Raw genomic sequence first — 20588 nt, 5'->3', positions numbered from 1 at the left:
GATGCACGCATACCGCAGGTGGAAGTGTCAGGCCGCCCGTGAGTGCACAACCTCAAAGCGGTGTTTCAGGCGAAGGAACGGTTTTTCGAAGTATTCATACGACAAGGTCGCCAGCAGAACGGAGAGAAGGAAAGACACGATCAGCCACAGGTGCGCCCGCAGATGCGGGCCAACAAAGATCTCCCCGATCAGCAGCGCAAAGCCATGGAAGACGTATAGTCCGTACGAGATCCGTCCAAGGTAAACCAGCTCCCTGCGGATCAGGAACTTGGGCATGTGCAGAAAAGCCCAGAGCAGCGCGGCTGAGCCGGCCGCCACGAGCGGGTACACCACTGCCGCGTACCTGCCCGACTCCGGCGAATCCTCAAGCGTGAAGCCAATCAAGCGATTCGCAAGCACCCAGCAGCCGAGGCCGACAACGAGGCCGCCGAGCGCCATCGCCATCGATTCCTTCTGCTTGCGCAGGCCGTAGCGAAGCGCCATCAGTCCGCCGGCCGCGAAGAACAGCATCTCCACTGCGCTGTTGAACCACATGTGGATAAAGCTGTTATGGTGCGCGCCGAGGTAGGCCGCCGTGGCGACCGCGAGCACGATCAGCGCAATGCAGAAGTTGCGCATGCCCGTGATCGTCATCTTGCGCATCACTGTGGGCCACACCAGGTAGAACTGCTCTTCCACCGAGATGCTCCACAGGAACGAAACCATCGGCGTCAGCAGCCCGACAGTGAGCACATACCAGTTGGCGGAGAGCAGGTAGAAGGAAAGCAGGGCGCGCACGTTGAAGGCGGCATCCGCCCAGTAGTGCCCCACCACAAATGCCACCGCGATGTAGCAGAAGTAAAGCGGCCAGATGCGCAGGATGCGGCGCACGTAAAAGCTCTTAAGATCGACATCGCCCGTGCGGTCTTTTTCAATCACCAGCAACGTGGTGATCAGAAACGCGCTCAGGAAGAAAAACAGCGAGAGTCCGAAGCCACCCACCCGGTGCAGAAAAATAATGCCCTGGGCGAGCGCTGCGTGGTGGCGCAGGATGCCATGCGTCACATCAATCCGCAAGCCGTGGGTCAGGAACACAGCAAAGAATGCGAAGAAGCGCAGGGCATCGAGCTCCGGCCGATAGAAGCGGCTGGAAGCCTTGGCTCCGATCGCGGTGCCTGCATGTGCCGGCGTGGCGCTTTGAACGGATTCGGGTGCTGAGGGCGCAACAGGGGTTGTCAACCGGGACTCCACAGAGGGATGAGTAAACTCGTCCCTCCATGTTATTTCCCGTAGATAGATCGGGTTACGACCAAACTAGGCCAAAGTTACCATCGTGATGGAGCGGCGCACGATGCACCAGGACTAGTTGCTTCCGCTCATCCCAGCGGCTCCCGAGCTCGACGCGCCTACATAGCGAATTTGCCAGATAGAGCCTGATCCATCGTCTGTTACAAACAGCGATCCATCGTTGGCGACGGTGACGCCCACGGGGCGGCCCCAGACTTTGCCTTCCGGTGTGACAAAGCCGGTCAGGAAATCTTCGAAATCGCCCGTAGCCTTGCCGTTCCGCACCGGTGCAAGTACCACCTCGTACCCGGCGCGGTGCGACTTGTTCCACGAACCATGCTCCGCAGCGAAGATGTCCCCCTTGTAGGCGGCGGGGAACTCGGCGCCCGTGTAGAAAGTCATCTCGAGCGACGCAAAGTGCGGCTGCAGCAGCACATCGGGTGTGATGACCTTGGACTGCAGTTCGGGATGCTTGCCCTCAAGTCGCGGGTCCTGCTTGCCGCCTGCCGGTCCACCCATGTAGAACCAGGGCCAGCCGTAGAAGCCGCCTTCCTGCACGTGCGTGATGTAGTCGGGCACGAGGTTGTCGCCCAGCATGTCGCGCTCGTTGGTGGAGCACCATAAGTCGCCGGTGCCGGGCTGAATTGCTTCGCCCACGCAGTTGCGAATGCCGGAAGCGTAGACCTTCACGAACTTGCCTTCAGGGGTGTACTCGAGCACATCGGCGCGGTGAAACTCGGCGGGGTGCGTGTCGGCATCATCCACGTTGGAGTGCGAGCCGACCGACACGAACATGCGCTTGCCGTCGGCTGAGAAGGCGATATCGCGCGTCCAGTGGCCGCCGCCGCGCAGCTTGCCGCCACCGGGCAGGTCCGCCAGCTTTTCGGGTGCACCGCTCGCGGTCATGTCACCCTCTTTGTAGGGGAAACGCACCACGGAGTCGGTGTTGCCGACATAGATCCACTTCGGGTTCTTCGCAGGGTAAAAGGCAATGCCGAACGGCTGCGACAGGTGCTCGGCATAGGTCGCGATCTGCTTCGGTTTGCCGTCGGGACCGACTCCGCGAAAGACCATGATCTTGTCGCTGTAAGACACGGCCACAAACAGGTCGCCGTTGGGTGCGGTCCGGATCAGGCGTGGCTGGTCCAGGCCCGTTGTGTACTGGGTGACCTTGAAGCCAGCCGGAGCCTTGGGCCAAGCATCCTGGGGACGCGGCACGATCTCGGACCCGGCATCGACGCCCGGGGTCGCATAGGGCTCAGGCAGGTCGGCGACGGTGATGTGGTGCACCAGGCCGGGCTGGGATTTCTGATAGTCGGTGAATGCGGCTGGCCCGGTAAGTGCAGGCTGCGTGGTCTGCGCCCGCAGGGCGCACGGCGCGAGGGCAAGAAGGGACAGGGCAGGGAACAGCGTAGTTGCGGACTTGGTGAAGCGCATGCGTTTCTCCGGATTGCTTTGGTTACTAGGAAGCCAAAACTGGTTCGGCCGCTGCGTTGCCTTGGTTTTTATTGCCATCGGATTGTAAGTGAGCCCTGCAGCGCGCGCTACGCCGCTGGGGATGCCGCAGGGATGCCACAGGAGCAGCCTGCCTGCGGTGGCCAGAGACCGCATTGAGGGCGGCCTCGACAGGTCAGGACTTTCGCATCCAGCCATCCCCAGGAAAGCAGGACTCCGGCTACTCCACCGTTACCGACTTCGCCAGGTTTCTCGGCTGGTCTACATCGCAGCCGCGGCGCACGGCAATGTGGTACGCCAGCAGTTGCAGCGGCACCACCTCCAGGACCGGTAATAGCAGTTCCGGCGCGGGCGGGATGGTGATGACGTGATCCACGAGCTGCACCAGCTCCGACACTGCCTCATCGGTTTCCTGGTCGTCGGCTTCCGTGGTGATCGCGATGACCTTGCCGGAGCGCGCGGTTACTTCCTGGATGTTGGAGAGCGTCTTCTCGTAGCGCACCATCGAGCCCGGATCATTGGTGTCACGCGTCGCCAGCGCAACTACCGGGAGCGTCTCGTCGATCAGCGCATTCGGGCCGTGCTTCATCTCGCCGGCCGGGTAGCCCTCGGCGTGGATATAGGAAATCTCCTTGAGCTTGAGCGCCCCTTCGAGCGCGATGGGATAGTGCACGCCGCGCCCCAGGAACAGGAAGTCCCGCGCGTTGCTGTAGTTCTTTGCCAGGATCTGGCACAGTGGGCTTGCCGTGCGCAGGATGGCTTCAATTTTGCCCGGCAGCAGTGCCAGTTCGCCGACCAGCCGCCGGCTCTCCTCGTCGGTGATGGTGCCGCGCACCTGTGCCAGGTGGAGCGCCAGCACAAACAACGCGGTGAGCTGCGCGGTAAAGGCCTTTGTGGAGGCGACGCCAATCTCGGGGCCGGCATGCGTGTAGATCACACCCTGCGCCTCGCGGGCCACGGCTGCTCCCACCACGTTGCAGATGGCGATCGTCTTGGAGCCCTTGCTGAGCATTTCGCGCTGTGCCGCAAGCGTGTCGGCGGTTTCGCCCGACTGCGTGATCAGCAGGCCGATCGCCGTGTCATTCACGATCGGGTCGCGGTAGCGGTACTCGCTGGCATAGTCGACCTCGACCGGCAGACGGGCCAGCCGCTCAATCATGAACTTGCCTACCGTCGCCGCGTGCCACGAGGTGCCGCAGGCCGCGATGTTCATGCGCGTTGCGGCGCGAAACTCCTCCGGCGAGATCTGCATCTGGTCTAGAAAGACCTGGCCGGTTTCGAGGGAAACGCGCCCCAGCGTGGTGTCGCGCACGGCACGGGGCTGCTCAAAGATCTCCTTGAGCATGAAGTGCTTGTAGCCGCCCTTTTCCGCCTGGATCGGGTCCCACACGACGCGGGTGATCTGCCGTTTGACCGGATTGCCCTCAAAGTCGGAAAGCTCGACGCCCGCGCGCGTCAGCACCGCGATATCGCCATCCGCCAGGAAGTAAAAGTCGCGGGTATGGTGCAGGATGCCCGGCACGTCGGAAGCGACGAAGTACTCGCCGCCGTCCCCATTCTGATTGCCGATGCCGATCACCGCGGGCGGGCCCATGCGCGCCACCACGATGGTGTCCGGCAGGTCCGCCGAGATCACCGAGATTGCGAAAGCGCCGGTAAGCCGCTTGGCGGCGCGGCGCACGGCGTCGACCAGTCCAGAGGCGCCGTTCTTCAACTCCTGCTCAATCTGGTGGGCGATGACCTCGGTGTCTGTCTCGGTCAGGAACTTGTGGCCCAGGCCCTGCAGTTCGCTCTTGAGGCGGAGGTAGTTCTCAACGATGCCGTTGTGCACCACCACGATCTTGCCGGAACAGTCACGGTGCGGGTGGGCGTTCTCTTCCGTAGGGCGACCGTGGGTAGCCCAGCGGGTGTGGCCGATGCCATACGTGCCGGTGATTGGCTGCTCGCGGATGTGCTCTTCAAGCTGGCGCAGCTTGCCGGACGCGCGGCGCAGCGAAAGGGCCGGGGTACCGGGGCTGCCCACGGCGATCCCCGCGGAATCGTACCCGCGATACTCCAGGCGGCGAAGCCCTTCCAGGATGACCGAGACCACAGGTTGCGAGCCGACGTACCCTACGATTCCGCACATGGCGATATTGTAGGGGCGAAGTCAAGTACATCGGCTACGCCGGCGGGAAAAGCCTACTCGTGTGTAACGAGAGAGCGATCCGGCACCTGCATCGTTAGTCGATCTGGAAGCTGAACTCTTCCATGACCGGGTTGCACAGGACTTCGGATGCAATCCGCTCCACTTCGCTGTGGGCAGCAGCCCCGTCCAGCGAGTCATCCAGTGTCAGGATGAAATACTTGCCCTGACGCACATCGGTAACATCCGCATGACCGAGCTTCCGCAGTGCGTTCTGAATGGCCTGTCCCTGTGGGTCGAGAACCGTTCGCTTGGATACAACATAGACATGAGCCTTCATCGTCGCTGATTATAAAGGCAGTGCGCGCAGAGGTCTGTCCGCCAGCTTCCCGGTGACCCGTAACAAATCCGACAGAATGGAATGCAATGGTCAACTATCTAGAACTACCCGTTGGTGAAAACAGCCCCGAAGTCGTGAATGCCATCATCGAGATCCCCGCCGATGGCGTGAACAAGTACGAGTACGACAAAGAACTCCATGTTTTCAAGCTCGATCGTAACCTCTACTCGCCCGTGCACTATCCCGGCGATTACGGATTTATCCCCTCCACCCTTAGCGAAGACGGCGATCCGCTCGATGTGCTGGTGATGGTTGATGAGCCGACCTTCTGCGGCTGCCTGTCCCAGGTGCGCCCCATCGGCGTGCTCGAGATGCTCGACCAGGGCGTCCTCGACGAAAAGATCCTCGCCGTCGGCAAGAACAACCCGCGCTATGCCGAAGTCTCCGACTACACGCAGATCTACCCGCACATCCTGCGCGAGATCACCCACTTCTTCTCGATCTACAAGGACCTGGAAGGCAAGCGGGTTGAAGTGCACGGCTGGCGTGATGCCGAGTTCGCCAAGAAGCAGGTCACCAAGGCTGCCCAGGCATTCCTCGACAACAAAAAGAAGTAAACGCGCACCTGCGCGTCACTAGGCGCTTGGCTGCTGCCAGCGCCTGCGAGCGAGCGGGTAGGCACCAGCACCCGCCAGCGCGACCAGACCCCCAAAAAGCAGTGCCGGCATGTGCAGCAGGCGCTCGTCCCGGGCAGCCCACAGTGCGTAGCCGACCAGCGCGACCGGCAGCGCGGAGAGTGCTGCCGCGACCGGTAGCGGCCCCATGCGGAACGGCCGTTCCAACCCCGGCTCCCGTACCCGCAGTACCAGCAAGGCCACAAACTCCAGCACCAGGCTTGAGCCGTACAGCATCAGGTCCACCGAGATCAGGCGCTCATAGCTGAAGCTGAGTGCCAGCGCCCAGCCCACCCCGCACACAACGGTCGCAGTGACGGGCACACCCTTGCTGTTGCGGCGCGCCAGCGCCCGGGGCAGCAGACCCTGCTCGGCCAGCACCATGGGCAGGCGCGTGTATGACAAAGTCAGCGCGTTGAACATGCCCAGCGCACTGAGCATCCCGCCCGCCACAACGGCCAGCGCCAGCACCGGACCACCGCGCGGCCCAGCCAGGCTGCGCGCGGCCACAACCCACGCCCCGGTGGTGAACTGTTCCAGCGGCATGCCGGCGAACGCGACTGCAGCCATCGGCAGAACGTACGTTACCGCAACCAGTGCGCCGGCCAGCAGCATGGCGCGTGGGTAGGTGCGCGGGGGATCCTCGACCTCCTGCGCAAAGGTCGAGGCATTATCCCAGCCCATGTAGTTCCAAAGCCCTACCAGCACAGCAACGCTGAAGCCTCCGCTCTCTCTTGGCGCTGCCGTCCACACGGTGGACGGCGCGGGATGCTGCAACCCGTGCGCGACAGCGCAGCCAATCAAGACGGCAAATGGCGCCAGCAGAAGCACAAACAGCCACTGCGAGCCTCGGCCGACGCTGGGCGCGCCCAGCAGGTTCCACACACAGCAGCCCGTGATCAGCAGCAGCTCCCACGCAAGGCCGCGCCACCCGGCACACAATGCAGGGCTAAGCCGTGCCAGATAGAGAGTGAACAGGGTTGGATAGATCGCCATGTCGAAGATGCTGGCGGTCAGTGAGAGCCACGCTTCCTGGTAGCCCCAGAAAGGCCCCAGGGCGCGGCGGACCCAGACGTAAAACCCGCCTTCTTCTGGCAGCGCGCTTGAAAGTTCGCCGATCATCAGGGTGGTGGGCAGCGTCCAGACCAGCGGCAAGATGAGCAGGATCAGCAGTGCGCCACGATATCCGGCGCCTCCAAGGATGTCTTCGATGCCGTAGGGACCGCCGGCAACCATGAAATAGGTGGCCGCAATCAGCGGGAGGAGGCGAAGACCAGGCAGCCGGGCGGAGCGAATCTTGACGACGAGCCTCCCTTGCGGATCACCCCGTAAGGGGTCCGCAAGGGAAGATATAGCAGACACAAAGTGAAACGATGGAAGCTACTTGATATAGCCGGGGTAATCACGGTGGACTGTGCCAAAAACTTCGACCAGGCCGTCGCCTGCAGAGTCATAGCTGGCTTCCGTCGAGGGACGAAGCTCGGCACCATAGTTCTCCAGGATGCGCTCGGCTTCCACGGTGCGGGCTGCTGCCTGAACCGTGACGATCGCGCCGCCATGGCCGAGCCGGTGCGAGAAGTCACGCGCATGGCCCGGCGCGACGCCTGCGCCTGAAAATGACTGCTCGAACGCTGGCTGTGAGTAGCGCAGGCCAACCGGGGAAGGCGCATTCAGGTGGAGATCACCCTCGCCCGTCCCGAAGTCCTTGCTGTCCTTCGCCACCTCGCCAGTGAGCGAGTCCTTGAACTTGGGCGCGGTGTGTTCGGAGTGATGCCCGAACGTGTGCTTGAGCTTGTCGAGCCAGCTGCCACCCTCATGCGTGTGGCCAGTGGTTGCCTCCGTGCCGGTGTCGTAAATGCGGTGGGTCTCGGTCGTATGACTTGCACCTGCTGCTACATCGCCATCATGGGGAAGTGTGCTCTTGAGCTCCGAGGGAAGGCCTGTGTTGGCAAGGCTGCTGCCCGAGATCGGGCCGGGACGACCCGCTCCACCAAACGGTGTGCCTGAACCGCCACCCAGCGCGCCGGGTTGCACGGCCGTCGTATCCGAAGCAGGCGCGCCAAAGGTCGTGCTGGGGCGTGAGGATCCGGGCAGAGTGGTTCCAAGCTCCTCGCGCAGCGATCCGCCCACGGAGGGCTGCCGGCGGGTAGCTGTGTTGGCGCGGTGCGCACCAGTTTCCGTCACGTGGAAAGCGGCACCAATCTCGCTGGGCACGAATCCTTCGTCGATCAACGCGTTGATGGCCTGGTGTGCTGACTGGCCATCGGCAAAATAGCCCACGATGACTGTGCCTGTCTGGTGGAGAGAAGTCGCCATAATCAAAGTTCTCCTTGGCTCGACGTAGTCGAGCGGGCCATATCCAGGCCCTCTATAACCGGTTGGATGCCTGGAGGACCACAAGCGCAGCCAGTCCATGCCCTCCATGATCACGAAATCTCTCCGTTCGGGCTATAATCCGTGTACGCGCGCGTCCTGCGCCGAGCGCGGAGAGTTGGCCGAGTGGCTGAAGGCGGCGGTTTGCTAAACCGTTATAGGGTCAAAAGCTCTATCGGGGGTTCGAATCCCCCACTCTCCGCCATCAATCGCGGCAAGGCCGCTAAATCCTAGCCAGTACATCGAAACTTCACAATTTGTAGAGTCTCTGCAGTTGCTGCGATCGCTCTTGCGCCGGCTCAGGAACTTGCGACCTTCACCTCTATCTAACGAAGGCCCGAACGCCCTCAGAAGGCCATCCAGAAGCCTGAGACCTGGGCCGCATGCGTGAAGGCAGGTCGGCGAATGCTGCGGGCGCTTCCGCCGATATCTCTCGCAGTGAACGATGAGGAGACTTCGACGCGGCCAGTGCGAAAAGCCGTCACCGCAATGGGCTCTTTCCCTCGACATGCGCCTCGGTTGAGCCGAACACCTGTTATTTGGAGGTGCCGCTTTCCAGGCTATCTGCGCCTAAATGCAATGTCTCGAACAGACCGGAAGTGACACAATTCGCTATCCGTAAGGTGGAACATCTCTCGGGTGGGTAGTACCGTGCTCCCCTTCGGTGGCTCACCACCACGGCACGCCTTAGAGTGCAGCATGACCCTGTAACTGCAGGCATGTCGCGCCCGCCCCAAAGATGGGAATTGCTGGCACCCCCGCATTCGAACGCGATCCTTGATTCTTTTTCTCCCAGTGTGCGTGCACTTTTCGGCGAGCGACTTGTGGCCGTTCCTTTGCCAGTACACGCCTCGCTTTACGAGAACAATTCGGAACCTCAGTTCGGTTACTTCATGACTTCCGGTGTAGCTTCGGTTGTCGGAAACACCCCTGAAGGCCACCTGGCTGAGGTGAGCATCGTAGGCCGTGAGGGCGTTACGGGCAGCCTGCACCTGCTCGGCTCACTGCCTGCCGCCACACAATGTTTTGTCCAGGTCGCAGGGACAGCCTTGCGTTACCCGTTCGCTGACCTGCGCCGCTTGTTTCGGGACTCTGCCCCGGTTCGGGATGCCGTTCTCTCATTCGTTCAAAAGCAGTCCGTTGTGCTTGAGCAGATCAGCACCTGCCAGTTGTTTCATGAGGCTCATTCCCGGCTCGCTCGCTGGTTGCTCATGATCCAGGACCGTACCGGCTCGGATGAGTTCTCTCTCACTCAGGAGTTTCTGAGTGAAATGCTTGGTTCAGGACGACCCACAGTCACTCTCGCCTGCGGAGCGCTCCAGCGCACCGGTGCCATTCTCATCCGTCGCGGCCACATCACCATCGTCAATCGCGAGGAGTTGAAGCAACAGGCGTGCTCTTGCTACCTCGTCGCCGAGAGGTGTTTCCACGCGAAGCCATCCGGAAGGTGAGCTGCAGAACGGGCATGCTTTCAGATGGACGTGAGGCGGAAGAAACCTTCCGAGAGCCGGGTGTCGGTGACAGCCGGTGCGGCGGAACTGTTCCGGCAGATCGTTGCGGCTGCCTCCAGTCTTGCCGTACTGCCGGGTGCATTGTGGATGGCACCGTTGGTGCTGGCGATGGTGCGAACACCCGAGATTTGCTTCCCTGCTCGCGCTCGCGTGTGGCTGTTTCCCCCGGACGGAGTGATGTTTACTGTGCCGCTGCTCGCAGGGTTGCTGTGGCAGGCGCGGGGTCGCCATGCAGGGTGGGTAGTGGCCTTGTCCCTGGTACCGGGGATCGCCTGCTTTGAGTGGCACTGGCACTGCTTCGGCGAACTGCTGCCTCTGCCTTTTCTGGTCAAGTCAGACTTTCATCGCGATCTAGGCGTTTGGGCCGGGTAGGCGGGTTCTGCCTCGTTGGCGCCCTCAGACCGGCCCGGCTCAGGCGGGTATGCAGCGGGCAAGCGTGATCGACTTGCAGGCAGGCTATCGGTAAGATTCCAACAGGCTTTGTGAATTGATTCATGTCGGCCATGCCCTGCAATCGCGCGCGATGCAGAGTGCAAACCTCGCAACCTTACACAGCGCGTGCCGCGCCTCAGCCGGAGAGCAGCCTTCCCACTTATGCCCGCAGCCCCTGCGCATGTTCCGACCGTAGGTGTCATCACCGTGACACACAACAGCGGTCGCTTCCTCGATACGTATCTCAGGGCTCTCGAGGCTCAGACTACCCAGCCCGATCGCGTCGTCATCGTGGACTCCGGTTCGCCGGATTCTTCCTTTCTTGATCAGGCGGACAGCTCGTCGCTGCCGCTCGATATTCTTCGCCTCCAGAACGTGGGCTTCAGCAAGGGGAACAATCTCGGCTGGGAGCGCATCCGCGCGTTCGACTACGTGCTGTTCCTCAATCCGGACGCCTTTCTCGCGCCCGACTTCATCGCACGGGCCGTCGCGTACATGCAGGCGAATCCCAAGGTTGGGCTGGTCACGCCTTCTCTGATCCGGTATGACATCGCGACCAAGACCCCTCTCGACATGGTCGACTCCACCGGCGTGGTGCGCGGCCGGTACGGCCTGATCGTGGAGCGCGACCAGGGTCTTCCCGTGGCAGCGCTCAGCAAGTACACGGAACCCAACGTTGTTCCCTGGGTATGCGCCGCGGCCGCACTGGGTCGACGCGAAGCGCTGGAGTCCGTTCTCGAGAACGGCGAGCTGTTTGACGAGAGCTTCTTTATGTACAAGGAAGACACGGATCTGGCATGGCGCATCCGGCGGGCTGGCTGGCTCAACATCCACCATCCGGCACTGACCGGGTTGCACTGTCGCGGCTGGCAAAGTCGCAAGCAGATGTCGCGTACGGTCAGACTGCGCGCCGCCCGCAACGAGGCCAGCATGTACGCCAAGAACCACTCGCCCTACGTGCTCATCGGCACGCTCAAGTACCTGTCGGTTCTGCTCTTTGATCTTTAGGGCTGTGAACAGAGACTAGCGCTCCAGTGGTGCCGCGATCTGCAGCCACGCGCTGCGCCGTTCTGCGCTCGGCAAAAACAGCGGCCGGCGTTGTTCACAAGTCACCCGGGATCAACTACTCACCAGGCAAGCTTGCTGGTACCCTGAAACTGCGCACGAACCCGCCGGAGGGATGTGTGAGTGGTTGAAACAGGCGGTCTTGAAAACCGCTTTACCTTAACAGGTAACGGGGGTTCGAATCCCTCTCCCTCCGCCATCTGCTTTTTCTCTCCTCCGCAGTGTTTGTTCTCCGTCGAACTTCGCATATCAAGCGTGCACTGTGTCTGCTGATGGCGATGCTTGTCGCGGCTTGCTTTGCCGCCCCGGTTTGCTTCGCGGCGTCCGCAGCTCCCTGGCGTGGAACATGGACCGGCACCGCTGACTACGGGTTCCTTCCTTACGCGGTTGAGGGGATGGCCGCCTCTCAGGCCAGTTGTTCCAGCGCCTCGCACGCGCGGTGCAGATCCGGATCTTTCTTGCCGAAGCAGAAGCGGAGAAGGTTGGAGCCGCCGCCAGCCCGGTAGAACGCGCTGCCCGGTACTGTGGCGATACCGCACTGTCGCAGCAAGGTGCGTGCCTTCTCCGATGCGGTTGCACCCTGCAGCCGGGTGGCGTCAGCAAGGATGTAATAAGCGCCCTGCGGAACAAAAGGCACGAGTTCGGCGCACGTCAACGCCGCGCACAGCAGGTCTCGCTTGCGCTCGTACTCGCCGCGCAGGTCGGTGTAAAACGATGTCGATTCCAAAGCCCGGAGCGCGGCGGCCGCGCCATACTGCAACGGCGCCGGGCTGCATACGTATGTCAGATCGTGGAAGTAGCCGATGGCCGGGAGCCACCTGGCAGCCGCCGCCAGGTAGCCGATGCGCCAGCCCGTGATGCTGAAGGTTTTGGAGAGGCCGGAGATCGTGATGCATCGCTCGGCCATGCCTGGCAGCGTCGCCGGTGACACATGCTCCCGCCCGTCGAACAGGAAGTGCTCATAGATCTCGTCGGAGAACACGAACAGATCGTGCTCTGTCGCCAGCTCCGCGATGCGCGCCAGCTCGCCCCGGGTAAACACCTTGCCCGAAGGGTTCGCCGGGCTGTTCAGCAGGATGGCCCGCGTGCGACTCGTCATCGCGTCGCGCAGCCGGTCGAAGTCAATCGTCCAGTCTGCATCGTCAAGCGGGACGATCACAGGCACCAGCCGCTGCGACAGCAGTGTACTCACGTGATAGCCATAGAACGGTTCGAACAACAACACCTCGTCCCCAGGGTTGAGCAGGGCGAGGCACGCCGCATGCAGCGCGCCCGTCGCTCCGTTGGTGACGAGCAGTTCACTGTGTGGATCCACGGCAAGGTAATTATGCTGCGCCATCTTCACGGCGATCGCTTCACGCAGCGGCGCGATGCCGTCCAGTCGCGTGTAGATATTGTGCCCATCTTCGATGGCGGCAATGGCACCTGCTGCAGCGGCATCCGGCAGCCTGGTGTCGCAGATCCCCTGCGCGAGGTTGATGCCGCCGACGCGGTCGCACTCCACCGACATGGCGCGGATCTCGGATTGAATAATGGCCGGCGACAACTCGCTCAACTGCAGTGCGGGTTTGACGTCCGGCATGGCATTCCCGGTGGCTTCGAGTGCGATCTCTGGATGCATGAACAGCCCTGCCTGTAAGTGACTGCTTCCAGCATAGTGGCTTGGTTCGACCGGGTGGGTTGCCTTCGGGTCCATACGGGTGAAAACCCGGCGCTGGCAAGCGTCATCTCCAGTCCTGGGCCTCGTCAGCCTCGAAATTGCCAGCTTCTGAAGAGCGCGGAGAAGCGCTCTAAACCCGTCTTCCCAGCTGAAACTAATTTATTCGTTTGACCGGCTTACCTCCGAAGCGTAGAAAGAGTCGAATCACCAGGATGCCGCCGAAACCCTCATCCACGCTGACCGATGCCGAGCTTCGCCTGATGAAGCTGCTGTGGCGTCGTGGCGAATCGTCGGTCAGCGATCTGCAGAGCGCCCTGCCAGACGAGGACAAGCTCGCCTATACCTCTGTGTTGACCACGGTGCGCATCCTTGAGGCCAAGGGCTATGTCCGGCATCGCAAAGAGGGCCGCGCCTTTCTGTACACGCCCGTGGTGCAGGAGACCAACGCAGGCATCACCGCGCTGCGCCAGACACTGGCGCGCTTCTTCAATAACTCGCGCGAACAGTTGCTGCTTTCGATGCTTGGGGATGAAGAGATCACCCCGGATGAGCTGGCCGAGCTGAAACGGCGAATCGCGGAGGCAGAGTGAGCGCTGCGTGGCTGGAGGTCGCGCTGCATAGCCCGGCGATTCCGGGCGCAGCGGCGTTCGCCGTACGCAGTGCACTCGAAAGCGCGCTGATGGCACTACTGGTCCTCGGGCTGATCCGCTTGCTGCCGGGGCTCGATGCGCAGACCCGCTCGCGCCTGTGGCTGTGGGGCTTCGCCGCGGCCGTGATCCTGCCATTTGTACATGTGCCCGGCAACGCCGCGCCGTTGGACCAGCTTCCCGGGCTCTCCGCGGCAGCAGGGCAGGCGGGAGCGGCACCTCTCTCAACGCATGTGGAGACGCATGTGCAGTTATGGATGGCGCGCCTGCAGCCGAGAGTGTTGCCGTCCGTGTCATTTCACTGGGCGCTGGTGGTGTGCGGCTTGTGGGCAGCCGGCTCTCTGTTCGCGTTGTCGCGCCTGGTACTGGGCGCGGTGGCTTTGCGGCGCGTGCTGCGGCATGCGCGACCAGCGCCGCCCGCGCTGCAGGCGCTCTATGACAACCTCCTGCAGCGCACGGAGTGGCACGGGCGCCGCGCCGGCCGGGCCCGCCTGCTGGTCACCAGCGAACTCGCCACGCCGAGCGCATGCGGTCTGTTCGGCCGGGCGATCCTGCTGCCCGAGGTGGTCGTGCTGTCGCTTTCGCCGGAAGAGCTGCAATGGGTCTTGCGCCACGAGGCAGCGCACCTCGCTCGCTGGGACGATGTGTGTGCATCGTGGGCGCTGCTTGCCCGCGCCGCGTTGCCGCTTTCGTTTGCGCTTGCCTTGATCGCCGCCCGCGCCGCCGAAGCGCGCGAGATGGCCTGCGACGATGCGGCCCTGCAAGGTGCGGCCTCACCGAAAAGCTATGCCGCCTGCCTGGCGCGGGTTGCGGAGTGCGCCGCGCAGGCGTCGTGGCAACCTCTCAGTCTCGGGCTCGCCGGTGAGCAGTCGCAGCTTGCGGCGCGCGTTCAACACATCCTGCATCGTGCTCCACATACACGGCGAGCTAGCGCCGCGCGCATGGCCGCGCTTGCGTTTGCGGCCCTTGGGCTCGGCACCGCCCTGGTGGTTGCGCCGACTCCGCTCCAGTTCGCCCCGGCTTCTCAACGCATGCCCGGCCCCGTGGAACAGGCCGCGCTGCCCGCTGCGCACGTGCGCAGCGCTGTGTTCCACCCCGGGCCTGCGGCGGCTGCACAAACTATATCTGTGTCGGTTACAAATACGGCGGTCACGCACCCGCGGCGTCGTGCAAGCCAGCCTGCCGCCTTCGCGCGGCACACGGCCCGGGCGCAAACGCCGGCGATCGCGCCCGACAGTGCAGGCGCGACCAACCCACCCGGCCTCCTCGGGGAGATGGCTGCCGAACAGGTCCCCGCCGAGCCGGTCTTCCCAGGCTCCGCACCCGCCGAGCCCGACGTACGTCCTGGCAGTGCGCAGCTTCTGCGTGACGGCGTGCCTCCGGGGGCAATCCTGGTGATCTGGCGATTTGGCAAGAACGACTTCGAAGGCGCTCAGTGGCTGCTTCAGCCGGTGCCACCGGGCTCTTTTGCGCAGGCGTGGCCGTCTGTGCTTTTGCTTTCGATCTAACTCACTCCATAACCTCGAGGGAAGTACATCCTAATGTCTCCAACAACTAAACAATTAGTCGCAACCGGGTTTCGCGCTCAGCCCTCCACCCTTTCACCTAGGCCAGAGTATCGGGCGCACGACAAAGCCGGCGTGCTCGCCGGGCTCACAGCTGCGGCATGCCTGCTCGTGCTGCCCGCAGCCATCGCCCGGGCGCAGGGCGCAACCAGCACAACGCTGGACACCCACGATGCCACGCCGCTCACAGTTCCGAAGGCTCTCAATCTGCCAAACGACTTCAGCAAGATTGTTCAGCAGGTCGGTCCCGCCGTGGTCAACATCAACACCCAGATCCTTCCGCACGCGGAGCAACCGGGCACCCGCAAGGGGCGCCAGCAACCAATGCAGCCCGACGGCGGTGCAGATGCGCCCGACTCTGAAAACAACATGCAACAGTTCTTCCAGCGTTTCTTCAACGGTCAGGGCCATGAAGCGCAGCCGCAGGAAGAGCGCGGGCTGGGCTCCGGCTTCATCGTCGATCCACGCGGCTACATCGTTACCAACAACCACGTGATCGACAAGGCAGACCGCATCTACGTCAAGCTCACCACCGATCCGGCGACTGACCAGGGACACCGCGCCACGGTGGTCGGCGTGGACAAGGAAACGGATCTCGCCGTGATCCACATCGACGTTGGCCACCCGCTGCCGACAGTGAAGCTCGGCAACTCCGACGGCGCGCAGGTCGGCGACTGGGTCGAGGCCATCGGTTCTCCGTTTGACCTGAGCCAGACCGTAACCGCAGGCATTATCTCCGCGCGCAATCGCGACGTCGAGGGTGGCGTGGGCGGCCAGTTCAAGCACTACATCCAGACCGATGCCGCGATCAATCCTGGTAACTCCGGCGGCCCGCTGCTCAACATGGAAGGGCAGGTGGTCGGCGTCAATACGGCCTTCTTCACGCAGTCCAACGGTTACATGGGCATCGGCTTCGCCATGCCATCCAACGTGGTGATCGATGTGTACAACCAACTCATCAGCCCGGAGCACAAGGTGGTGCGCGGCTCGCTGGGCATCTCGTTCCAGCCCCAACTCAACAGCACGGTCGCGCGGATGTACCACGCGAGCGCGGGCGTGTTGATCAGCGAGGTTACGCCCGGGCAGGCCGCTGCGCGAGCCGGCCTCAAGCCCGACGACGTGGTGGTTTCGATCGATGGTGTGCCGGTGCGCGATGGCGCAGACCTGGTCAACAACATCTCCGCGCGCCATCCCGGCTCGGTGGTAACGCTCGGCTATCTGCGTAACGGCCAAACCCTGTCTGCCCGGTGCACCCTCGGCGACCGCGCCGCAATATCCAACGTCGCGGAAGCCGAGCCACACCCACAGCCGGAGGAAGCGCGGCCCGGCGCGGCCAAAACCCGCCTCGGGATCGCTGTGTCCGACCTGCCGGAGAATGCGCCAGCCGGCGCGCATGGCGTGGTTGTGCAGGCCGTAACGCCGGGCTCGTTTGCGGATGAGTTGGATCCGCAGATTGGTGCCGGTGTACTGATTGAAAGCATCAATCGCACTCCGGTGAAAGACAGCGCGCAGTTCCAGTCGCTGGTGGCTGCACTCAAGCCAGGGGATGATGTGGCGCTGGAGATCGCCTCGCCCAACAGGCCTTCCCAGTCCGTGCTGACCGGAGGCATCCTGCCGTAAGCCCGCACTCCTGTCGCAACGCAGCGCAAAGGGCGCGATCCATGCACTTTCTGGATCGCGCCCTTTGCTGGTGCGCATAAGTTGTTCGGCCTGTAAGTCAGCACGGCAAGTTACAGCCGCGTCGAAGGAAAACACGTGGAATCTTCCTGGTAAACATCGCGCTGAAACAAGGTCGCGCTCTTCGCGCAGCTGGCGTTTTGCCCGTAATTCAAGCACTTCCGAGCAGTCGTCTCTCAAATCTGCATACCTGTTGCGGAGCGAGCCACACGTGTGCCATCAAGGCGATAGTCAAGCGTGTGCGGACGGTGTTAGGTATGTACGCGTTGAACGGAAGCGTGGTTTGTGGCGCCCGTCGCAGCAACCAGGGCGCCCGGCGTTGACAGCTGTTTGCGAGACTGGAACGTGGTCCCCACGCAGCCCGATGAGCGATGCGCGCACACGCGTGCGCACGAACGAGTGCTATGCCTTCAGGAGGATTGCATGCGGTTGTTTCGGAGATCAATGCTTGGGTTCAGGCCGGAGATAACTCTTTGCAGCGTAGCGCTCGTGTGTTCGTTCAGCGGCACGACGCTGCATGCGCAAACCACCAATGCTTCGCTGAGCGGCACTGTCACCGACGCGAGCGGCGCATCCATTGGCGGCGCACAGATCAGTGTGGTGAGCAACGAAACGGCCCAGACACTGACCGCCACCACGAGCGATGAGGGCACCTACACCATCACCTCGCTTCCTCCTGGCACGTACACGGTTACAGTTACCAAGCAGGGATTTACTACCAGCGTGCAAAATGGTTTGCAGCTTACGGTCGGCCAGGCCGCGACCCTCAAAGCAACGCTCGCCATCGGGGCCACCAGCGAAACAGTCCAGGTCAACGCAGCCGGGCAGGTGATCAACCAGAGTACCGCCGAGATCAGCGAGCTGGTCAACGAGCGTTCGGTCAAGGAGCTGCCCCTGAACGGACGCGACCCGTCCAGTCTCGTGCTGCTTGCGCCAGGCACCACCAACATCCTCGCCAGTGGCGGACCCGGCGTTCTGCAGACCACCAACGCCTTCCCCAACGAGACCGGTGCCTCGGCGAACGGTGGCCGGCAGGGAAGCACATACTACCTGCTGGACGGCGTGCAGAACATGGATACCTACCTGCTGCTCGCCGCGCCATTTCCCAATGCGGACGCGACGCAGGAGTTCCGGGTCATCACCAACAACTTCGATTCGCGCTACGGCTTTGCCCCGGGCGCGGTGGTCACGATTCAAACCAAGTCCGGCTCGAACCAGTTTCACGGCGGCCTGTTTGAGTTCCTGCGCAACGACGCGCTCAATGCCGGCAACTACTTCACGCATGCCGTCGACCCGCTCAAGCGCAACCAGTTCGGTGGTTACGTGGGCGGCCCCATCAAGAAGGACAGGATTTTCTTCTTTGCGAATTACCAGCAGACCCGTGCCAGCACGCAGACCGGCACCAACATCACGTTTGACCCTACGCCGGCGATGCTGGCAGGCGACTTCAGCGCCGTTCCACAAGCGTTGGGAACAGGCCTCGCTGTCAATCCGTTTACGACTGTGAACGGCAAGCCCAACCAGATCAACCCTGCGCTGTTTAACCCGGCCGCGGTCGCAATCTCCGCACTGTTCCCCGTGGGCCAGGTCGCCTCGACCGGGCAGGTCAACTACGCCGGCGCGCCGGAGACCTATAACTTCCAGGAGGCGACGGGCCGCGTGGACTACGACATTTCCACCACCCAGCGCCTTTCTGTGCGCAACTTTCTCGAGTGGATTGACCAGCCGGAACAGACGCTTACCGGCAACATCCTGAACAACACGCTGGGTGAAACCGGCCGCCTCTACAACGAGCTCATCAGCCACACCTGGACGATCTCGCCCACCTCGATCAACGTCATCTCGGGCGCGTTTCTGGAGAACGATTTTTACTCCGCCGCGCACGTGGCCAATGCACAGGGCCAGCCCTGGTGCTTCTCGCAGTACATCGCGATCACGGACCCGGCGGGCACCTGTTACAGCGAGGGCGGCGTGCAGGTCACCAATGGTCCTGCCATGCCGTACACCGCGCCCAACCGCGAAAACCGTCGCACCTGGACGATCACCGACGACTACTCCAAGGTGCTCGGGCAGCACACGCTCACGGTCGGCGGCGATGCGCTGCACCAGTTCGCCAACGAGGTCGCGGCCTATCCGCAAAACGCGACCATCGACTTCAACGGCCAGTACACCGGCTTCGGTCTCGCGGACTTCCTGCTCGGCGACGCGAACTTCTTCCGCCAGGGCGCCGGCGAGTCGCAGAGTGAGACCGGCATCGTGCTCGGCATTTACGCGCAGGATGCATGGCGCATCAAGCCCAACCTGACCTTTACCTACGGCGTGCGCTGGGAGCCCAACCTGCCGCCCAGCGTTCCCAATGGGCGCGGTGCTGCCTTCATCCCCGGTGAGCAGAGCACACGGTATCCCGGCGCGCCACTCGGCCTGGTCTTCCCCGGTGACCCCGGAGTCGACGCGGAGCTGCTCCCGCATGACTACCGCCAGTTCGGCCCACGCATTGGCGTGGCCTGGCAACCGGCATCGCTCCCCAACACCGCAATCCGGGGGGCGTTTGGCATCTTCTTCTCGCCGCTGCAGTACTCCATCTACAACCACACCGCCGACCTCAGCCCGTTCAGCCCGACCTACACCTTCAACGGCACGGCAACCGAGCCGATCCCATTCTCCAATCCTTATTCCTTCTCTGCTTCCGGCACCGGCGGAGCGAACCCGTTTCCGCCCTTTGCCTCCTCCAGTGAGAATCCCCCGGCCGACTCGCCTTTCCCCGCGAGCGCGGTCAGCGTCGGCTCGGTGTTCTCGCGAGACTTTCGCGTAGGCACCACGCAAAGCTGGAACCTGTCGGTGGAGCAGCAGATCGGGCGCGACTTCGCCATGCACCTCGCCTATGTGGGCAGCCAGAGCTACCACCAGGTGGTACCGCTCGATCTCAACCCCGGTATCTACAACCCGGCACCCTACATCCGAAATGGCGCGCTGATCGTGCCGGTCACCGGCGACCGCACCACGTACCCCGACTACGCATTCATCCTGCAGAACACCAGCGCCGGCACGGCGAACTACCACTCGCTGCAGGCCGGCATCGAGAAGCGGCTCTCGCACAACCTGCAATTCCAGTCCAACTTCACCTGGGCCCGCACCAACGACACCTTCAGCACCGGCAGCGTTTCGTTCGGCAACCCGCTTCCTGATCCGTTCAACATCCGCTTCAACCTTGGCCGGTCCGACCTCAACATTCCGCTCATCTCGGTCACCAACTTCGTTTACACCACGCCCGCGCTCACCGGGCATAACCAGCTGCTACGGCAAACCCTCGGAGGGTGGGAGGTCTCGGGCATTTACACCATGCAGTCCGGCCTGCCGTTTTCGATCGCCGGCGGCGGCAATGCTTCCGGTTCCAATGAGTACGGCGACCGCGACGACTACGCGCCGGGCTACATGAAGCTCAGCGACTTTGGCGTGCATCGCGGCCCCAAGGCGCAGTGGCTTGGCCAGTACTTCAACCCGGCAGGCTTCTCGCTTACCGGCAATGCGCCCGGAACCTTTGGCAACACGCCCCGCAACCTCTTCCAGGGCCCGGGGATCAACACGGGCGATGGCGGCGTGTACAAGAACTGGCTCTACAAGGAGCGCTACAACGTGCAGTTCCGCTGGGAGATGTTCAACGCTTTCAACCACGCCAGCTTTGCCAACCCCAACAACAACCCTCTGAGCAGTGGCTTTGGACAGATCACCGCGATCGGCCCCATCGCGCCGCGCGTGCAGCAGGCAGCGCTCAAACTCACTTTCTGAACAGGAAGTCCA

Annotated in this window: 15 protein-coding genes and 2 tRNA genes; 10 read left to right on the top strand and 7 right to left on the bottom strand. The window is 62.8% G+C overall.

Going from position 1 to position 20588, the window contains the following annotated elements:
* Positions 1-27 precede the first annotated feature (27 nt).
* The 4 genes from D1Y84_RS06300 to purS all read right to left on the bottom strand — a co-directional run bounded on the left by D1Y84_RS06300 (position 28) and on the right by purS (position 5186).
* Positions 28-1218: an acyltransferase gene (locus D1Y84_RS06300; RefSeq protein WP_158615347.1), complete on the bottom strand. Its 1191-nt coding sequence runs from the start codon at positions 1216-1218 to the stop codon at positions 28-30.
* 123 nt (positions 1219-1341) lie between these two features.
* The gene (locus D1Y84_RS06295; protein WP_124847755.1) at positions 1342-2703 is read right to left on the bottom strand and encodes a sorbosone dehydrogenase family protein; all 1362 of its coding nucleotides are present in this window, start codon (positions 2701-2703) and stop codon (positions 1342-1344) included.
* Between the two features lie 238 nt (positions 2704-2941).
* Complete coding sequence (gene glmS / locus D1Y84_RS06290; RefSeq protein ID WP_124847754.1) at positions 2942-4849, bottom strand: glutamine--fructose-6-phosphate transaminase (isomerizing); 1908 nt, start codon at positions 4847-4849, stop codon at positions 2942-2944.
* Between the two features lie 94 nt (positions 4850-4943).
* The gene (gene purS / locus D1Y84_RS06285; RefSeq protein WP_124847753.1) at positions 4944-5186 is read right to left on the bottom strand and encodes a phosphoribosylformylglycinamidine synthase subunit PurS; all 243 of its coding nucleotides are present in this window, start codon (positions 5184-5186) and stop codon (positions 4944-4946) included.
* An 86-nt stretch (positions 5187-5272) separates the two neighbouring features.
* Between purS and D1Y84_RS06280 the strand changes: the two genes are divergently transcribed.
* Positions 5273-5803, top strand: coding sequence for an inorganic diphosphatase (locus tag D1Y84_RS06280; protein WP_124847752.1), 531 nt, complete (start codon positions 5273-5275; stop codon positions 5801-5803).
* 18 nt (positions 5804-5821) lie between these two features.
* Here D1Y84_RS06280 and D1Y84_RS06275 read toward each other — a convergent pair whose 3' ends face one another.
* The gene (locus D1Y84_RS06275) at positions 5822-7222 is read right to left on the bottom strand and encodes an APC family permease (RefSeq protein WP_233581187.1); all 1401 of its coding nucleotides are present in this window, start codon (positions 7220-7222) and stop codon (positions 5822-5824) included.
* Between the two features lie 18 nt (positions 7223-7240).
* Positions 7241-8176 (bottom strand): hypothetical protein, encoded by a 936-nt coding sequence (locus D1Y84_RS06270; protein ID WP_124847751.1) that lies wholly within the window; start codon positions 8174-8176, stop codon positions 7241-7243.
* Between the two features lie 169 nt (positions 8177-8345).
* Here D1Y84_RS06270 and D1Y84_RS06265 point away from each other — a divergent pair.
* The 5 genes from D1Y84_RS06265 to D1Y84_RS06245 all read left to right on the top strand — a co-directional run bounded on the left by D1Y84_RS06265 (position 8346) and on the right by D1Y84_RS06245 (position 11440).
* Positions 8346-8438 (top strand) — tRNA-Ser (locus D1Y84_RS06265).
* A 541-nt stretch (positions 8439-8979) separates the two neighbouring features.
* Positions 8980-9684 (top strand): Crp/Fnr family transcriptional regulator, encoded by a 705-nt coding sequence (locus D1Y84_RS06260; RefSeq protein ID WP_158615346.1) that lies wholly within the window; start codon positions 8980-8982, stop codon positions 9682-9684.
* Positions 9685-9744: 60 nt separating this feature from the next.
* Positions 9745-10116, top strand: a complete 372-nt coding sequence (locus D1Y84_RS06255; RefSeq protein WP_124847749.1) for a hypothetical protein — start codon at positions 9745-9747, stop codon at positions 10114-10116.
* A gap of 222 nt (positions 10117-10338) precedes the next feature.
* On the top strand, positions 10339-11184 hold the full coding sequence (locus tag D1Y84_RS06250; RefSeq protein ID WP_124847748.1) for a glycosyltransferase family 2 protein: 846 nt from the start codon (positions 10339-10341) through the stop codon (positions 11182-11184).
* A 166-nt stretch (positions 11185-11350) separates the two neighbouring features.
* Positions 11351-11440: transfer RNA gene (locus D1Y84_RS06245), tRNA-Ser, on the top strand.
* 207 nt (positions 11441-11647) lie between these two features.
* On the opposite strand, the gene D1Y84_RS06240 is transcribed toward D1Y84_RS06245, so the two are convergent.
* A complete protein-coding gene (locus D1Y84_RS06240) occupies positions 11648-12862 on the bottom strand; it encodes a pyridoxal phosphate-dependent aminotransferase (RefSeq protein ID WP_233581185.1) in 1215 nt (404 codons plus the stop codon).
* A gap of 251 nt (positions 12863-13113) precedes the next feature.
* On the opposite strand from D1Y84_RS06240, the gene D1Y84_RS06235 reads away from it, so the two are divergent.
* From D1Y84_RS06235 to D1Y84_RS06220, 4 genes are all read left to right on the top strand, one after another.
* Entirely contained in the window at positions 13114-13491 is a 378-nt protein-coding gene (locus D1Y84_RS06235; RefSeq protein WP_124847747.1) for a BlaI/MecI/CopY family transcriptional regulator, read from the top strand.
* Positions 13488-15056, top strand: a complete 1569-nt coding sequence (locus tag D1Y84_RS06230) for a M56 family metallopeptidase (protein WP_124847746.1) — start codon at positions 13488-13490, stop codon at positions 15054-15056. The genes D1Y84_RS06235 and D1Y84_RS06230 overlap by 4 nt, the downstream gene beginning before the upstream one ends.
* 33 nt (positions 15057-15089) lie before the next feature.
* The gene (locus D1Y84_RS06225) at positions 15090-16733 is read left to right on the top strand and encodes a trypsin-like peptidase domain-containing protein (protein ID WP_124847745.1); all 1644 of its coding nucleotides are present in this window, start codon (positions 15090-15092) and stop codon (positions 16731-16733) included.
* Between the two features lie 546 nt (positions 16734-17279).
* Positions 17280-20576 carry a carboxypeptidase-like regulatory domain-containing protein gene (locus tag D1Y84_RS06220; RefSeq protein ID WP_233581183.1) on the top strand — a complete coding sequence of 1099 codons (3297 nt, stop codon included), beginning with the start codon at positions 17280-17282 and terminating at the stop codon, positions 20574-20576.
* The last annotated feature ends 12 nt before the right edge of the window (positions 20577-20588 follow it).

The sequence above is a fragment of the Acidipila sp. EB88 genome (genome assembly GCF_003858395.1).
Classification (GTDB): Bacteria; Acidobacteriota; Terriglobia; order Terriglobales; family Acidobacteriaceae; genus EB88.
The sequence above is the reverse complement of the archived record's forward strand: the minus strand, read 5'-3'. Positions and strand labels throughout refer to the sequence as shown.